Annotated in this window: 9 protein-coding genes; 2 read left to right on the top strand and 7 right to left on the bottom strand. The window is 63.9% G+C overall.

The window, feature by feature from the left end; genetic code table 11:
- Positions 1-120: 120 nt before the first annotated feature.
- Entirely contained in the window at positions 121-2733 is a 2613-nt protein-coding gene (locus R4P47_RS15765) for a DEAD/DEAH box helicase (protein ID WP_317785147.1), read from the top strand.
- Between the two features lie 104 nt (positions 2734-2837).
- On the opposite strand, the gene R4P47_RS15760 is transcribed toward R4P47_RS15765, so the two are convergent.
- The 7 genes from R4P47_RS15760 to R4P47_RS15730 all read right to left on the bottom strand — a co-directional run bounded on the left by R4P47_RS15760 (position 2838) and on the right by R4P47_RS15730 (position 14139).
- Positions 2838-8894: a helicase-related protein gene (locus tag R4P47_RS15760; RefSeq protein WP_317785194.1), complete on the bottom strand. Its 6057-nt coding sequence runs from the start codon at positions 8892-8894 to the stop codon at positions 2838-2840.
- A gap of 125 nt (positions 8895-9019) precedes the next feature.
- A complete protein-coding gene (locus R4P47_RS15755; protein ID WP_317785146.1) occupies positions 9020-9634 on the bottom strand; it encodes a hypothetical protein in 615 nt (204 codons plus the stop codon).
- A 284-nt stretch (positions 9635-9918) separates the two neighbouring features.
- A complete protein-coding gene (locus R4P47_RS15750) occupies positions 9919-10395 on the bottom strand; it encodes a DUF4913 domain-containing protein (protein ID WP_317785145.1) in 477 nt (158 codons plus the stop codon).
- Positions 10392-12287, bottom strand: coding sequence for a type IV secretory system conjugative DNA transfer family protein (locus R4P47_RS15745; protein WP_317785144.1), 1896 nt, complete (start codon positions 12285-12287; stop codon positions 10392-10394). Before R4P47_RS15745 ends, R4P47_RS15750 begins: the two co-directional genes overlap by 4 nt.
- Positions 12281-12943: a TraI DNA relaxase gene (locus R4P47_RS15740; RefSeq protein WP_317785143.1), complete on the bottom strand. Its 663-nt coding sequence runs from the start codon at positions 12941-12943 to the stop codon at positions 12281-12283. Before R4P47_RS15740 ends, R4P47_RS15745 begins: the two co-directional genes overlap by 7 nt.
- 253 nt (positions 12944-13196) lie before the next feature.
- On the bottom strand, positions 13197-13673 hold the full coding sequence (locus tag R4P47_RS15735; protein ID WP_317785142.1) for a hypothetical protein: 477 nt from the start codon (positions 13671-13673) through the stop codon (positions 13197-13199).
- A 103-nt stretch (positions 13674-13776) separates the two neighbouring features.
- Positions 13777-14139: a hypothetical protein gene (locus R4P47_RS15730; RefSeq protein WP_317785141.1), complete on the bottom strand. Its 363-nt coding sequence runs from the start codon at positions 14137-14139 to the stop codon at positions 13777-13779.
- A 577-nt stretch (positions 14140-14716) separates the two neighbouring features.
- Between R4P47_RS15730 and R4P47_RS15725 the strand changes: the two genes are divergently transcribed.
- Positions 14717-15007, top strand: a complete 291-nt coding sequence (locus tag R4P47_RS15725) for a hypothetical protein (RefSeq protein WP_317785140.1) — start codon at positions 14717-14719, stop codon at positions 15005-15007.
- Positions 15008-15132 lie beyond the last annotated feature (125 nt).

Here is a 15132-nt window from a genome sequence, read left to right as displayed (position 1 = left end):
CCCATAGAAGCCCTGAAGCCCTGGGACCTCGGCCCGCGCTTGTCCAGACCGTTTAGCCTGTAGTTGACCGAGTCGTCGGCCTTCCGGCTGCGGATCCTTGAATGAAAGTGTGTGCTGGGCATGGTGTTCAAGAGCAGACCTCAAGCTGAAGAGATCTTCGATGATCCTGAGGCTCTCTATCTCGACCTTGCTTTGGTCAACGATGGGCCCGCGAACCTATGGGCTCATCAAGCTGACGTCGTTCGAGAATGGCACCGCGCACATTTGGACAGCCCCGATGTGGCGTTGGAGCTACCCACTGGCGCTGGAAAGACTTTGGTCGGAGGGCTGATCGGTGACTATCGCCGCCGCAAGTATGGGGAGCGAGTCGCCTATCTGTGCCCGACGCGGCTACTCGCGCGCCAGACGGCGGAAAAGCTGACGGAGTACGGCTTTCCGAACGTGCTGCTGATCGGCGAAGTAGTCGGGTGGAATAGAGCGGACCGTGCCCGGTACGAGGCTGGGCAGGCTATGGCGGTGAGCGTCTATAGCCATGTCTTCAACTCGAACCCCGCCATCGACTCGGCGCAGGTACTACTTCTCGATGACGCTCACGCCGCCGAGGGATACGTTGCGTCACCATGGAAACTCGAAATCTCACGAGATGACGGTGCCTACCTCGATGTGCTGTCCTCCATCGAAGAAGGGCTTGACCCGGTAGTCGTTGACCGGCTTCGAACGAATCTGCCGGATAGCGAGTACTACAGCACGGTCTACCTGGCGTCACCATTGGCGGTAGAGAGCAATATTCGCCAATTCGAGGCCACTCTGTCGGCTGCCGCAGCGTCGAAAAAACTAAGCAATTCAGCCAGGCACGCGTGGAAGTCCATGCAGTCCCACAGCGACGGATGCCTGGTGTACGTCTCGTACAGCAAGATTCTTATTCGACCGCTCGTAGCGCCGACGTACCATCACCCGGCCTACGAAGACGTTGGACGGCGAATCTATATGAGTGCGACCCTGGGTTCGGGCGGTGAACTGGAGAGGACATTTGGTCGGCGGAAGATCAAACGCATTCCGGTACCCAAAGGGTGGGAGAAAAAGGGGACCGGTCGTCGTTTCTTCGCTTTCCCGAGCCTGACAAGTGATCTATCCGTCGACGACGAGAAGCTCACCAGTTATGTCACAGACGCAATAGAAGAAGCAGGCCGCGCCATCATTCTGACGCCCGACAAGAGGACGGCTGATTTCGTCGCTGGTGCGCTTGTACCGGCCGGAACATCGGTCCTGCGAGCTGCCGACGTCGAGGATGACATGGGGGTGTTCGTCAATAAAACTGATGCCGTTCTCATTCTCAACAATCGGTACGACGGAATCGACTTGCCGGACGACGACTGCCGCCTCGTGATCCTCGTCGGACTCCCGGCTAACGGCGACCTCCAGGAACGATTTCTGCACAAGTCGCTCGGGGCGGTCGAGGTGCTCCAAGAACGGATCCGGGCACGGATTGCCCAAGGTTCGGGCAGAGCGACCCGAAGCACCCGCGACTACGCGGCGGTACTGGTTCTCGGCGATGACCTTGTGTCCTACCTGACGAATCGTGAGAGTCTGCAATCGTTCCACCCGGAAATTCAGGCCGAGCTGTCATTCGGTTACAAGAACAGCATCGACACCACCTCTGCCGAGCTCAGCGAACGTCTGCAGGCGTTCTACGACCATGGGTCGATCTGGGCAGCAGAAGATGCAAGCATCGTCGCCGACCGCGGAAAAGCGGTAAAAGTCGAGGCTCTCGGAACGAAAGAGATGCAGAAGGCAGCTCGCCACGAGATCGTCGCGTGCGAGGCCCTGTGGGATGGAAATTGGCGGCAGGCCCTTACTTCGATCGACACGGTCGTGGGCAACCTGAGTGACGCGCGGGGACCAAAGAGATACGCCGCTCTGTGGAACTACCTCGGCTTCTACACTGCCCGCCTGTTGTCGGAGCAGACAGGAGACACCTCGTTGCGAACCGCCGAACAGAAGTATTACCGCGATGCGCGGACCGCCAGTCGGGCGACCTCCTGGTTCTCCCACCTCCACTCTCCAGCCGAAGCTGGGGTGACAGCGCCGCTCACTCTGGACCCGGTCGACGAGGTGGCCATCGAGGGTATGCGCGACTGGGTCGAACTGACAGGACCGGACTTCGAGGACATCGTCGCGACTGTGAGGACGGATCTGCTCGGGGACAAGAGCGAGCCCTACGAAGATGCGCTCGTGGTGATGGGCGAGCTGGCAGGCGCAACCGAGAGCTACACCTACGACGACGACGAAGCCGACAATCAAGCCGCGCCCGACGCAGTGTGGATCTTCTCTGATCGGCAGTGGGTGGTGTGGGAAGCAAAGAACATGGCGGCGTCCACTGGATCTGTCGGCGCGAACAACGTTCGACAAGCATGTTCACATTTAAACTACGTTGAGTCAGAGCGTAATTCGGCGGCACCACCGGACTCGATCTGCCTGTTGGATACCCCGAAACCCAGAATCGAGCCGAGCGCTCGAAAAGTGGCGACATCAAACGTGTATTTGGTGCGACCACCCGCCGTCGTGCCCATTTTCGACCGCCTAGTAAGAGCGTGGCGAACGGCGCGAGCAGTCGGTGTGGAAGACGCTGACGAGGCAACCCTCGCAGGCATCTTTCGGGATCAGAATGCGCTCCCTTCGCAATGGATACCCGAGCTACGTGCCGACCCGATCGCGAGTTCGACGCCCGACTAGCGCAATTGCGGTGATCCGATCGTTGGCCCCTATGGTGAGGCCAACGATCGGATTACCGGTTCGGATAGCAAGTTCGCCAACCGAACACAGGCACATGCCCTTTACTACAGCTCTGGCCCGGTGTCACGAGTCGGTTCTGTCGGATCCGGTGGCGGGAGTTTCCGATCCCGGTCGGGGCGGCCGGTGCCGGGTTCGCGGTGTTCGGGTGGGGCGGACAGTCCGCGACGGGGCCGATCCGGGTCGATCGCATCGATGCTGGACGATGAAGTGCGCTGCAACGCTTCGACTTCGGCCTGGCGCATCATCGCGCGGACGTTGTCGGCGCTCCCCATCCCGAGTTCTTCGACGTACGCCGGGGTGGGGTTGAGCATCAGCGACCACCCCGGCTGCCGTCCCTTCGCTGCCGCGCGCTCGGCACGGGCAGCGTCCCGGGCGACGGCTTCGGGGCTGGTTTCTGCCTCCTTGATTTCGCGCCGTAGCCGGGCGACTTCGTTCGAGAGGTCCTTGAGTTGGACGGCTTTCGGGAAGTCGGAGAGCTCGACGAGTTCGAGGTCGTCGAGGCGTTGCTCGTCTCGATCGAGTGAGCGTTCGGCCTTCGCAAGGTCGGTGTCGACGGTGTACGCCATGTTCTCCACCCGTGTGAGTAGACCGAACGCGTGTTGGCTGCGGTCACCGTCTCCGATCCGCGGATACAGGTCATGCGCTTCGATTACCTTGGTCGACGACCCGAGCCCTGAGAACGACAGATACAGCGCACTGGCCTGTGCCGGGCGAGAGGCCTCGATCGGGAATCCGCTCATCTCCGCGATCACCATCGACTTGGTGAGCCCTTCGCCCTTGAGGGCCTGGTAGGTGCCCTGCAACGCTATGGCCATCGCATTCGCGGCATCGCTGCGTTTGTCGTAGAACACCCCACGAATGGTCATACCGGGCCACTGCTCGACCTCGCGCCGGCCTTTGAGGATCGGTGCTGCTTCGGTCAACTGGGCAACCCGCTGGCGTCCCCGCGGTACTTCACGTCGCAACCGGTCACGGTCGCGTTCGATGGAGCGTTGCTCGGCGAAATGCGAATCCGCCTCGGACTGGAGCTCCTGGAGCTGGGAGTCCAGCTCGATCTGCTGGATGTACCGATCGTCACCGGTGGCAAGGGCTTTGGTCATGGCCGAGTTCTCGGCGAGCGAATCGCTGTCGAGATCGACCACGCGCCGCATCGACCGGTCCGCTTTCTTGAGCTGCTCGATGAAGTGCGCCTTGCGGTGCACGGTCTGCCACATGACGGTGTCGAAGGTCTTCTCGGCGACGTAGTTGAACACCTTGACATGGGCGTTCTGGTTGCCCTGCCGGATGATTCGGCCCTCGCGCTGTTCGAGGTCGGCCGGTCGCCACGGCACATCGACGTGATGCAGCGCGATCGCGCGATCCTGAATGTTGGTGCCGGTGCCCATCTTCTCCGTAGACCCGAACACCACCGATACCCGTCCGGTGCGGCACATCTCGAACAAGCGGGCCTTCTCCGACGGCTTCGGGTAATCGTGGACGTAGGCGATCTGCGTGGGCTCCATTCCGCCGGCGAGCAACTCCTCTCTGATCCCGTCGTAGATCGACCACGACCCGTCGGCTTTCGGGGTGGATCGGTCGCAGAACACGATCTGCAACGCACCCGGTGCCGGGTGCGGTTCACCGGAGGCATCGAGGTAGGTGTTCTCGCTCGATTCGTTGTGCACCTGCAGGATTCGTTGCGCGACGATGTGCGCGCGCGAATGCTCCGGCGGGGCCGGGTCCATGTGCGCGACCCTCGGGTCGAGGGTCGCGTTGCGACCGTCGTTGGCGACCTTGAGGGCGTTGTCGAGATCAGGACGTTTGACGTCGGCGTGATCGGCCCGGTAGCCCAGATCGGCGATGAAGTCCTGCACTTCCAGCGCCGGGGTGAAGGTGACGTCGGTGTTGCGGCCACCGTCTTTGACGGGCAGGTTTGCCGGCACCTGATCGCGGGTGACGGCGTCGGTGTAGACGCTGGTCATACCGATCAGGTCGCCGACGTTGGTGAATTCACCGACTCGGGTGATGGCCCGCAGTCTCGATCCGGACGAGTTCAGCTCGACCCGTTCGACGGTGTCGGTGAACGTCGCTCCCCAGTCGTTGATCGAGGCGACCCCGGCGTCCTCGAGGAGATCCGGACGCAGGTAGTGCTGCATCACCCACAGCTCGGCGAGAGAGTTCGCGACCGGGGTGCCGGTGGCGAACGTGGTGACACGTTCGACGTACTCCTCCGGCGGGATGCCTTTGGTGATCGCTTCTTCGCGGCGCATCGACCGCAAGTAGTTCAGCTTGAGGTCCATGTCGGTGGCCCGGTGCGAGCCGTCGTTGGCGAGCTCGGTGACACCGGACGCGCGGGCGAGGTTCTTGAACTCGTGGGCTTCGTCGACGAACAGGTAGTCGCAACCCGACGCCTCGAACGTCAGCCCTCGATCCTTCCCGGCCTGTTCGAGGGCGGTCTCGAGTCTTTCCTCGAGCTTGGCCTTCATCGCTTCGAGCCGTTTCTTGGTCTGGCGTCCTTCGACATCGCCCAGATCTGCATCGATGGCCTCGACCTGGCCGCGAATGTACTCGGCCTTCGTGCCGGGATCGACCCCGATGGAGGAGAACGCCGACCGCGGCACGATGACCATGTCCCAGTCCTGCGAGGCGGACTGGGCGACGAGCAATCGGCGCCCTTCGGCGTCGGTGGCTGCCGATCCGGACAGGATCCGCGCGCCGGGATACCACTGCCCGGCTTCGCGGACGACCTGGTCGATGATGTGGTTGGGCACCACCACCCACGGCTTGTCCGCCAACCCGAGGCGCTTGAGCTCCATCGCACCCATCAAGATGGTGCCGGTCTTGCCGGCCCCGACGACGTGATCGAGCAGCACCGTCGGCTCGGAGACGATCCGGGCCGCGGCGTCGCGTTGGTACGGGTACGGCGAGTACTTCTCACCCAGGCCGGGGAAGGCCATGTGTGCACCCGAATGCACCGGCGCGACAAGGGAGTTGAACTTGTCGTTGTAGATGTCGAGGAGCTGTTCGCGGCGCACCTCGTCGGAGTGCAACGCCCACTGCCCGAACTCTTGCGAGAGCCGCCGCGCCTTCGACTGGGCGGCGCGGGTCGCGGCATCGTGAATGCCCGGTGCCCCGGCACTCTCGCGGAACTCTTTGGAGGTGGCGATCTCGATCGGGTCGCTGTTGAGCAGGTCGGTGAGTAGTTCCTGCCACTCGTAGTCACCGGAGCGCATTCCGGCGTTGCCGATCCCGCGGTCTTCGGCGGGCCGGTGCTCGAAGTTGTACTTCGTCGACCACGATCCCCGTTTGGGCACCAGGCCCCACTTGAGGTGCTGTTCGCCCACACCGGGGTAGGCCTCCACCGACACCGACCAGCGCCCCGATGCCCGCTCGATGGTGACCGGAACGTCGGCCGGTACTTCGAAGGTCTCGCGGACGAACTGTGTGTAGGTCTCGATCGGCACCCACGGCGCGCCGAGAGCGACATCGACATCGGTTTTGCGCGGCGGGATGACCGCGGTCAGGGCGTCGACGTTGGCTTGGTAGCGGGGATCGAGGGCGGCGATTTCTTCGGCGTCGGCGAGTTTGGTGCGGACGTTGCCCGACAGATACGTCGACGAGGACACCCACCGGGTGGGGTCGGTCAGCGTGCGGAAAGCGCGTCCTTCCATCTGGGTCTCGGCCTGCTCGACGGTGGTGCCGAGCAGTTCGGCGATCCGCCCGACGTCGAGGCGGGCTTGCTCGTCGAGGCTGATGGCCATCGCCTCGTCGACCGTCTCGGCGTGGTTGCGCAGCTCACGCGAGTGCAGGACGTCGGTGTGGAAGATCGCCGCCTTGCGGGCGGTCATGGTCTCCTCGTCGAAGTGCTCGAGGGAGAGTACCGCGGCGAACGTCGGGTCGGTGCGGATAGCTCGGCCGAGGTGGCTCTGCAGCTTGGTGGGCTGTCGCGGGTTGATCCAGGCATCGTCGGAGAGGCGGGCGTAGACGTCTTCGGGGATCTCCCCGGCATACGGATCTCCGGCAACTCCTTCGTCCTTGCGCCAGGTGTCGATCAGCTTCGCCAGAGCGGCGTCGTGCTGCGATTCGGTGAGGTCCTTGGGTATCGACATCTTGAACCGGTTGATCGGGCCGTAGCGGGCAACGTAGGCGTCGTATTGCTCACCGAGGATCTCCCGCAAGGCTTGCCGCTGGCTGGGGTCGGTGGGGCCGCGTTGGGCGTCGATGAGGGCGTGGGTGGTGTCGCGGAGCGCGAGTAGCTCGCCCCATTCGGCGACCTGCTTGGCTCCCCGGGTGTTCACCGCCTCCCAGTCGCGGGAGTTCCAGCGTTCGATGGTCTCCATCTGCGCGTCGTGCCGCAGCGTTCCCACCGCGAGCTCGTCCTGGGCCGGGCCGTTCCCGATCGCGAGCAGTCCGCGTTCGAAGTCTTCCCGGGTCGGGCCGAGGGTGTCGCGCCACGACGCGGTGAGCCCGAGCCCGTCGGCTTTCGCGACATCGACGATCGCGGTGAGCCGATCCTCGACCAGGGAAGCGAGGTCGACGTCGCTGTCGGTCGCGTCGACGGACAGAGTCTGGTTCCCGTACATCCCGTGCCCAACCCGTAGCTCACCGAGCACCCATTCCGGGTGATCGGTGTAGACGGCGTTGATCGGCACACCCTTGTCCTCGCCGGCATCATCGAGTGCAGTGGCGTTCTCGAGCTGCAGGAACCGCTCGGTCAGCGGCGCAGGCTTCACCCCGTCGGCGCGGCGACGCAACACGAGAATGTCGGTGACGACCTCCGTCCCGGCGACCCGCCGAAACGCGTTGGACGGCAACCTCACTGCCCCGACGAGGTCGCCGAGGGCGGCGATGTCGCGGCGGGCCCGCTGGTTCTGCGCGTCGAGGGTGTAGCGGGAGGTCAGGACGGTGACGTACCCGCCGGGTGCGGTCATCGCCAACGATTTGACGATGAAATGGTTGTGGATCGAGTGCTTGGCCTGGTTGTGGACCGGGTCGTAGAGCCGATAGTCCCCGAACGGAACGTTGCCGATCGCCGCGGTGAACGAGCTCGCCGGTGCGGTGGTCTTCTCGAATCCTTCGGCGCGGATTTGCGCCGACGGATTCAATGCCGCGGCGATCGCGGCAGTGGTGGCGTCGAGCTCCACTCCGACCATCTGCGCCGAGCTGGGGGCGTGGGCGATGAATGTTCCCGACCCGCAACCGGGTTCGAGGACTCGGCCGCCGGTGAACCCGGCCCGGATCGTTGCCTTCCACATCGCCGCGGCGATCGCCGGGTCGGTGTAGTGAGCGTTGAGGATGGTGCGTTGCGCCTGCGCCCATGCGGTGTCGTCGAGCAGGGACCGGATCTGCTCGCGTTCGGTGCTCCAATCGTCGCGGCGCGGGTCGAAGACCTGCGGGGTTGCACCCCAACTCGACCACCGGGCCAGCACTGCCTGCTCGTCGGCGGTGGCGTACCGATCCTGCGCGGTCACAGCCGCCAGCACCCGTAGGGCTTCGATGTTCGCTGCCACACGGGCTTTCGCTCCGGACGGCACCAGTATCTCGGTGCCGGGCCGGAAGTTCACGGGCTCGACATTCCACAGTCGCTCGGCGACCGTCTGAGTGTCGACCACCATCCCTTCGGTGGTGTCCGGGACTGCGATTTCAGGGGAGACGGAGACAGTCTCGGATACCGACGCAGTCGTCTCCGGCACCGGTTGTGCTGTGGGGGAGTCGGTCTCGACGCTGGGCGGGGGAGTGCTCTGCGCGGGGAGGAGTTGGTCGACGCGGCGGCCGTCGACGGCGATCAGGTGCCGACTCTGGTTGCCGTAGCTCACCGCCGCGGCGTGATCGTCGGGCCCGATGGTCTTCTGATTCTCTTCCGGAATCAACGACACATCGCCCGCACGCCGCAGCTCCATCAGCGCGTCGGTGACCTGGTCGGCGGTCAGCGTCCCGTCGAGGCTGGCGCGGATCCGCGCCAGCCGCACATACGCCTCGTCTTCACGCGCGAGCCGGCCGTAGGCATCGCGCACCAGCTCTGTCGGCGACGGAGCCGGCGTCGGTGCCGAAGCGTCGACGGCGATGTCCGGTGCGGGCTGGAGCTCGTGTGTCTGCCGGGATGCGGCGTCGTCGGCGAGGATCTCGGGATCGACCGGTGTCGGTAGCGGTGTGCCGCCGATCTCGGTGGCGTCCGGGTCGATCGGTGCGGCACCGTCGGCGTCGAACGAGAACAGATCCAGTTGGGCGTCGGATTCGCTGCGGCGGGTTACTTTCCGGTTGCCGCGTGCTCGGCCACTCTCTCGTCGAGCTGGCTGGTGAACGATGGATACAGCGGGTCGCTCTGCGATGTCGGGTAGGGCTCGTTGTCCTCGATCCTCGCCGCTATCAGATGCGCTGCGTAGTAGAGGAACTGGACCGGTCGGCCCTTCCACAGTTGGTCCGTCAGCCGGTCCGCTTCCTTGTCCGGGTCCGCGCAGTTGAGCGGGTTGCGCCAGCGCTCCGGATCGCTCTTGTGGACCTGAATCCGCGCCTGGTCCCGTTCCGCTTCGGCTTCCGGGCTCTCCTGGTCCGGTGGGTATGCCTCCATCTCCGGCGGGAGCTGGCCGTAGATCTCCTCGTTGATCACGAAGTCCGTCGCCTGTGCCCACGCCTGGTTGATCATCCCGACCTTCTCCATGTACGGGGGCGGCTGGCCGTTGTCGCGCATGTAGCGTTGCAGCACTTGCTGTTCCATGACGATCTTCATGTTGTCGATCCGCTCCGCGATCCGCTCGCTCTCGGTCTCGAGGAACGCCTGCTGATCGGTCGGGCTCAGCTCCTGCGGCAGCCCCTGGTGCTCCAAGTAGAGCTTCATTATCTCCTGCGTTATCGGGTCGATCATGGGTGTCACTGTCCTCTGTCTCGGCGAACAAATCGAGTTGGAAATCGTCGGAATCTTTGGCCACGGTGTGCGCTCCTGAAGTCGGGCGAGACGTCTGTGCGACCCGCACTGCCCGGGACCGGGCAGGGATCGTTAACGTCGTCGTCGGCCGGAGGCGCAATCCCCGGCCACATCGGACCTGGTGGGTCTAGCCGGACCCACCAGGTCCCTTCGGTCGATCGAATCGGTAGTTGTGTCAGGCTCCACCCGGATCGTCAAGATATGTTGACGATCCGGGTGGAGCGTCAGTCGAGCCCGTCGAACCAGCCCGCTGGGGGCAGAGTCAACGTTCGTCGTAGCGGCGGGGTCGTGACGTGCTTGTCTCTGCTGCACAGATACATCGGGCCACCGTCCGGATCGAGCAGTACGCGCAGCATCGGGTCGGCGTCGTGGATCCACCAGGCACTCGGAGCCCCGAGATTTTCGCTCGCTTCCGCGCCCTCCCACGCCAGCCACAGATCACGCAGGCGTCGCACCACTTCGTCGTGTCGCCACCACTCGGGACAGAACACCCGGCCGCTCTTACCGGCGGTGCCGCTGAGCTTGCGGGTGATCAGAGTCGCGAACCAGGTGTCGAACCAGTCGAACATCGACTCGTACTGCCGCTCCGGTGCCGACGGCTCCTCGTCCGGGCCGCCCTCCGCCGGATCGCCCTCCGCCGGGTCGAAGTCGTCGAATGCGGTCACAGGCTCCGCCGGGTCGAAGTCGTCGAATGCGGTCACAGGAACGGCTCCTCGTCGATCTCGGTGACCTCGTCGAGGTCGACTGCGTTCTCGTCGAGCAGGATCTGCGTCTTCTCGGGGATTCCGTATCGCTCGGCAGAGGCGGTGATGGCGTCGGCGTTCGGGCCGTCGGACCAGTACAACTTCTTCATCAGCACCGGCCGGTTTCCCGAAATCTGCACCAAGGCTCGGGTTTTCGGGATCGCGGCAAGGTCGTCGACGGTCATAATCGGTTCCTTCGACCAGGACTGCGACTTCGAGGTCGAGCCGCTATCGAACATGCCGCCGCTCCGTGAGGCCGACCAGCGTTCGACGTCGTGATCACCGACGAGCGCGGATAGGTCCGACAGGGTGGTCTTGTCCTTGATTCCGCCGCCGTACCAGAGGAAATTCGCGGCATCCTGGAGTTGCTTGACCCCGTCCTGGCCCCACACCTTCTGGGCCTGGGAGAGGTTCTGCACAATCGTCATCAGGCAGATCCCCTGCGAGCCGAGGTGGGAGTACCACGCCGGAAGCTCGGGAAGTCGGCAGACGTTCGCGGCCTCGTCGAGGATGCACAGCATCGGTACCGGCATCCGCCCGCGCGGGCTGCGGCGAGCGGTGCGCTGAGCGGCGTCGATGATCGACCCGATCAACGCCGTGGTCAGCGCCGACGACGAGTCCGGCCCTTCCTTCGACAAGGCGTACAGCGTGTCGGTGCTGGTCACGAACTCCTCGACCACGAACTCGCGCATCGAATGCGGGTAGCGCACGCCCCTGCCGATGTCGGTGTCGAGGACCGCGCCGAGTGAGACGTCCACGCGCTCGGGTGGGAGCACGCTCATCGCGTAGGTCTGCTCCTCGAGCAGGCCGATGAACCGGCGGGCCATGTCGTAGAGGCCGTCTCGCTGACGCGGGTTGAGGCCGCGCACCGATTGCAGCCTCATCGCGACGATCTGATGGTTGTGTTCCTCGAGGAGCATCTGGGGGAGTTCGTTGTCCTCGGCGGAGAGCCAGCCGTAGACGTGCAGCAGATCGCCGCCCGCACACGCAGCCGCCAGCATCATCTGTGCGAGCAATTCCTGTGCGCCGCCGTCGAAGTACGCATCGACGCGGGCCGAATCGTCCTTCGACGCGGCAGCGAAGTAGGAGGCGAGCTTGCGGGCCGCGACGATGGTGGTGATCCCGCGCAGTGGATTCCACCAGAACCCGTCACCGCCGGTACGTGGCCCGTCTGCGATCCCCTGCAGGTCGTACCGCCACACCCTGCCGAGAACCGCGCGGACACCACGGGTGAGGTCATGGCCATCGCGCTTGTTCGAGGTGAACAACGCCGCTCCCGGCGCGGTGCACAAGGCGTCGATCGCCATCGCGGCCGTCTTACCCATACGAGGTCCAGCCAGGGCGAACATCATGTCCTCCCACGACATGTACACCTTCTGGTTGCCTTGGACCGTGCGGCCGACGATGACCCCGATGTCGGCGTCGTCGAGGGTGTCGCGGTCGGCCAGATCCGAGCGCAGCGACTTCGCACGATCACGGGCCTGTTTGCCCGTCACCCCGGTCAGCTTCGACGTCGACCCCATCAGACGGGCCTTGGCATCGACATCGTTCTTCCCGCCGCGTGACACCCGAGCGGCCGCACCGACGCCGGCCAGACCGGAGCCAATGATCACCGTCATCACGAAGATCACTGTCGACACCGTCGGCCACGTCAGCGTCCCGCCGGCGACGGAGAACAGCGCCTGAAACGGGTTCCCGGGGATCGACTCACCGGTGTCGGTGAACGCGTGCCCGAGCCAGAGCGATCCGTATCCGAGGGCGATCAGCACGATCACCACAGAGATCGCAATCAGCGGGAACATCGACGACTGCGTGCCGGCACCCTTGGCGGTCGGCCTTTTGGTCACCATGCGTCCACACCACCCTCGACAGCCGCGTCGACGCCGCGGTCGAGCTCGATGACCTGGGCGACCCGGTCGGTGATGTCGACGACCGAACCAGACGACTGTTCCTGGCGCGGTGTCTCGCGCAGCAGGTCGACCAGCCTCAGGGGTTCGACGTCGGCAGAGGTGGAGGACACGTCGAGGGTGTGTTCGGCAATGTCGTCGAAGTCGAGGCCGTCGAGCTCGGCGGGTAATTCCAGAGCATCCATCGACAGACCAGGGCGGAGCACCGCGTCGTCGATACCGTTGTCGACCAACCGTTCCCGCCACGCATCCTCGTGCGCAGCCGTCCGATTGACGGTGGCCTCGGCCCACTCCTGCTGAACGGGATCGGTGAAGGTCTGTGCGGTGATCAGCTCGTGCGCGACACCGGACGCGGCGAGATACGCTGCCGCCCGCACCAACGACACGTCGGTGTCGAGCAGACCGAACGCGCGACTGTCACTGCGCGGTTCGTACGAGTGGGAGCGACTGCGGATCTCCTCGCGGCGCACGTGCGCCCGATCGGGCAGGCTGCGGCGGCGAGCGGCAGCCAGGGTGGCGCGGCGACCACGTTCGTAGGCGGCGGCAGCGATCTGTGAACGGCGCTGCAGCTCGGCGGTCGAGACGGTGCGAGCGGTCACCGACGGTCACCACCGTCGGCATGGGACGGGGCTTCAGATGTGATCGTGGGGAGCGAGTGAGGAATCGACATGGAGGGCCTTCACTGGGAGCGTCGGCCAGCCCACAGCACAATCGCACCGACACTCGAAAGAGGTGCGGTGCAGCGCTGTTGCTGGATGGACGCTCGACCGTGACCCTCATCGACGGTCGAACTCTCTCACCATAACGTACGTGCCGAACCTGGCGCGAGCGTTCGCGCTCTGCCTGCAACTGTCAATAGACCCCGCGCACTTCGGTGAGATGCCGTTTGAGGGTTTCGAGCTTCATGACATCGGTCTGAAGCTTGGTGAACGCCCCGTGCAGCGTCTTCGCGTTTTCGCGGTCGTACGAATGGAAAAGCGATGCGCCGCGAAGGTCGTCCCCGAGCGGGCCATCCAGATCTTGCTGCGCCTCGTTGACGTCGAAACGAATAGCTTCGACCTCCGTCTCGAGGGTGCGCACCCTTCGATCGACGACTCCGAGCTGGTCGGTGTAGAGCTTGAGAATCAGCTGCTCGACCTGCGTCCAGCTCGGAGTGTGAGCAATGTGCATGTAGATGTGTCCACGTCGGGATCTGACGACTCCGTCGACCAGTGCGCGCGCAGCAACGAGTTCCTGCAGAACCTGCACCCGGACCCCACACTCTTTCGCTGCCGACGACAAGGTGACGTACTCCGGGTTCTCGCGCGGGTCGACTTCCTCACTCGGCATGGGCAAGAGCGTACGCAGAACGACGAGGTGCGCCGACCGGATTTCCGGTTCACAGGAGTCAGAAGCGCCGATCCCACAGCCGGACCATGGGACCGGCCGGGCATCAGTCCTTGTGGTCTTTGCTGACGTAGCGCCAGCCGCCAGCTCCAATAGCGAGGGCCGCAGCTCCGCCGATGAGTACACCCCACCCGGCCGATAGCGCCGCCGTGACAATGCCCGTCACCACAGCGAAGATGCCGAGCGTCGATACGACCACCCACATGAAGGTGATCAGTCTGGATTTGCCTACGGTCCCGATCTTCACGCGCCCCTTCGTAAGGTCCGCTCCGATGCGTTGGACCTCGAGCTCGGAATGCTCTTCTCCGTCCCCTTCATCGGGCAGATTCACTACCTCGTCGGGGTCGAGCGGCGCCTCACTCGTGAGGTCGATGATCTCGAACTCGTCTTCGTTCTCGTAATCAGACATAGATGGCCCTCTCCGTTGACCTAAACGCCGTAGTGCAATGTGCAATCCGGCGGTACTCGCAGAAGGCCCACTTTACCTGATCAGCGTCCTGTGTGCACGCAGTTCGTATGCGTATCGTGCGCATCCAAGGATCACCAGATATGCGAGAAATACTTAAATACCTATTGCGAGGGCGCACCTGCTGCATGTATCTTCAATGGAGTCAGTGCGCAGATGGAACACATCCAGCGTCGCAAGGTGCACATATCAGGCGTACTATTGGCGACACGCAACCGCACTGATGTCATCGGGAGTTGCCGCCCCCGATGGTTCGAGAGTCGCCCGGATGCGAGCAGAGGAGGTCGTGATGGCTTGGAGCATCTTTTGCCGTCGTCGTACACGCTTCGTTCATGCGAGGCCGGTGATCGATGTGCCGGTGCATACCGCTCGGCACAGTGGTCTCGTCCTCCCGGCACCGGGAGGACGGCATCGCAACGAGTCGGCTCGCGCATCACCGATGAGGTAAATCGTCGAAGCTGATCCTCTAGCTCCAAACACCCAGAAGCTCCAAACACCCAGATTTGAAGGTAGAAAACTGATGACACGCCAACCTGCCGCCATTGATCACGGGCCCGTCACGTCGCAGGACAACGACGGGGAGCCGCAGGAACGCACGACACCTAAGAACGCGCGATTGACTGTGAACCTGATCGGAAAATCGAACGAAGCCCTGTCCAGGGCTTCGGATTTGAGCGGGTACACCAAAACTGAGGTCATCAACAAGGCTCTGCAGCTAATCGAGATGACTTTCGCAGCTCAAGATGCTGGTGGTGGAATCTGGATTCAGGACACGTCACGTAGTCAGCCGGAACGACTGCGTATTATTTAAGCCCTCAGTGGTGCCGCCCGTTGCCATAGATGGCGTCCCCTAGTGCTGTTGCAAGCCCTGGTAGCCACCGTCCCGCTTATTCGCGGATTCATGCCGTTGATTGAAGAGTGCTCGCAGGCTTTCCT

Source organism: Rhodococcus sp. IEGM 1370 (assembly GCF_033142325.1).
Taxonomy (GTDB): Bacteria; Actinomycetota; Actinomycetes; order Mycobacteriales; family Mycobacteriaceae; genus Rhodococcoides.
This window is presented reverse-complemented; position numbering and strand designations above follow the sequence as displayed.

Coding starts and splice junctions, on each gene's coding strand:
- R4P47_RS15725 (WP_317785140.1), top strand. CDS start 14,717: ATGACACGCCAACCTGCCGCCATTGATCACGGGCCCGTCACGTCGCAG.
- R4P47_RS15765 (WP_317785147.1), top strand. CDS start 121: ATGGTGTTCAAGAGCAGACCTCAAGCTGAAGAGATCTTCGATGATCCT.
- R4P47_RS15745 (WP_317785144.1), bottom strand. CDS start 12,287: ATGGTGACCAAAAGGCCGACCGCCAAGGGTGCCGGCACGCAGTCGTCG.
- R4P47_RS15730 (WP_317785141.1), bottom strand. CDS start 14,139: ATGTCTGATTACGAGAACGAAGACGAGTTCGAGATCATCGACCTCACG.
- R4P47_RS15735 (WP_317785142.1), bottom strand. CDS start 13,673: ATGCCGAGTGAGGAAGTCGACCCGCGCGAGAACCCGGAGTACGTCACC.
- R4P47_RS15755 (WP_317785146.1), bottom strand. CDS start 9,634: ATGATCGACCCGATAACGCAGGAGATAATGAAGCTCTACTTGGAGCAC.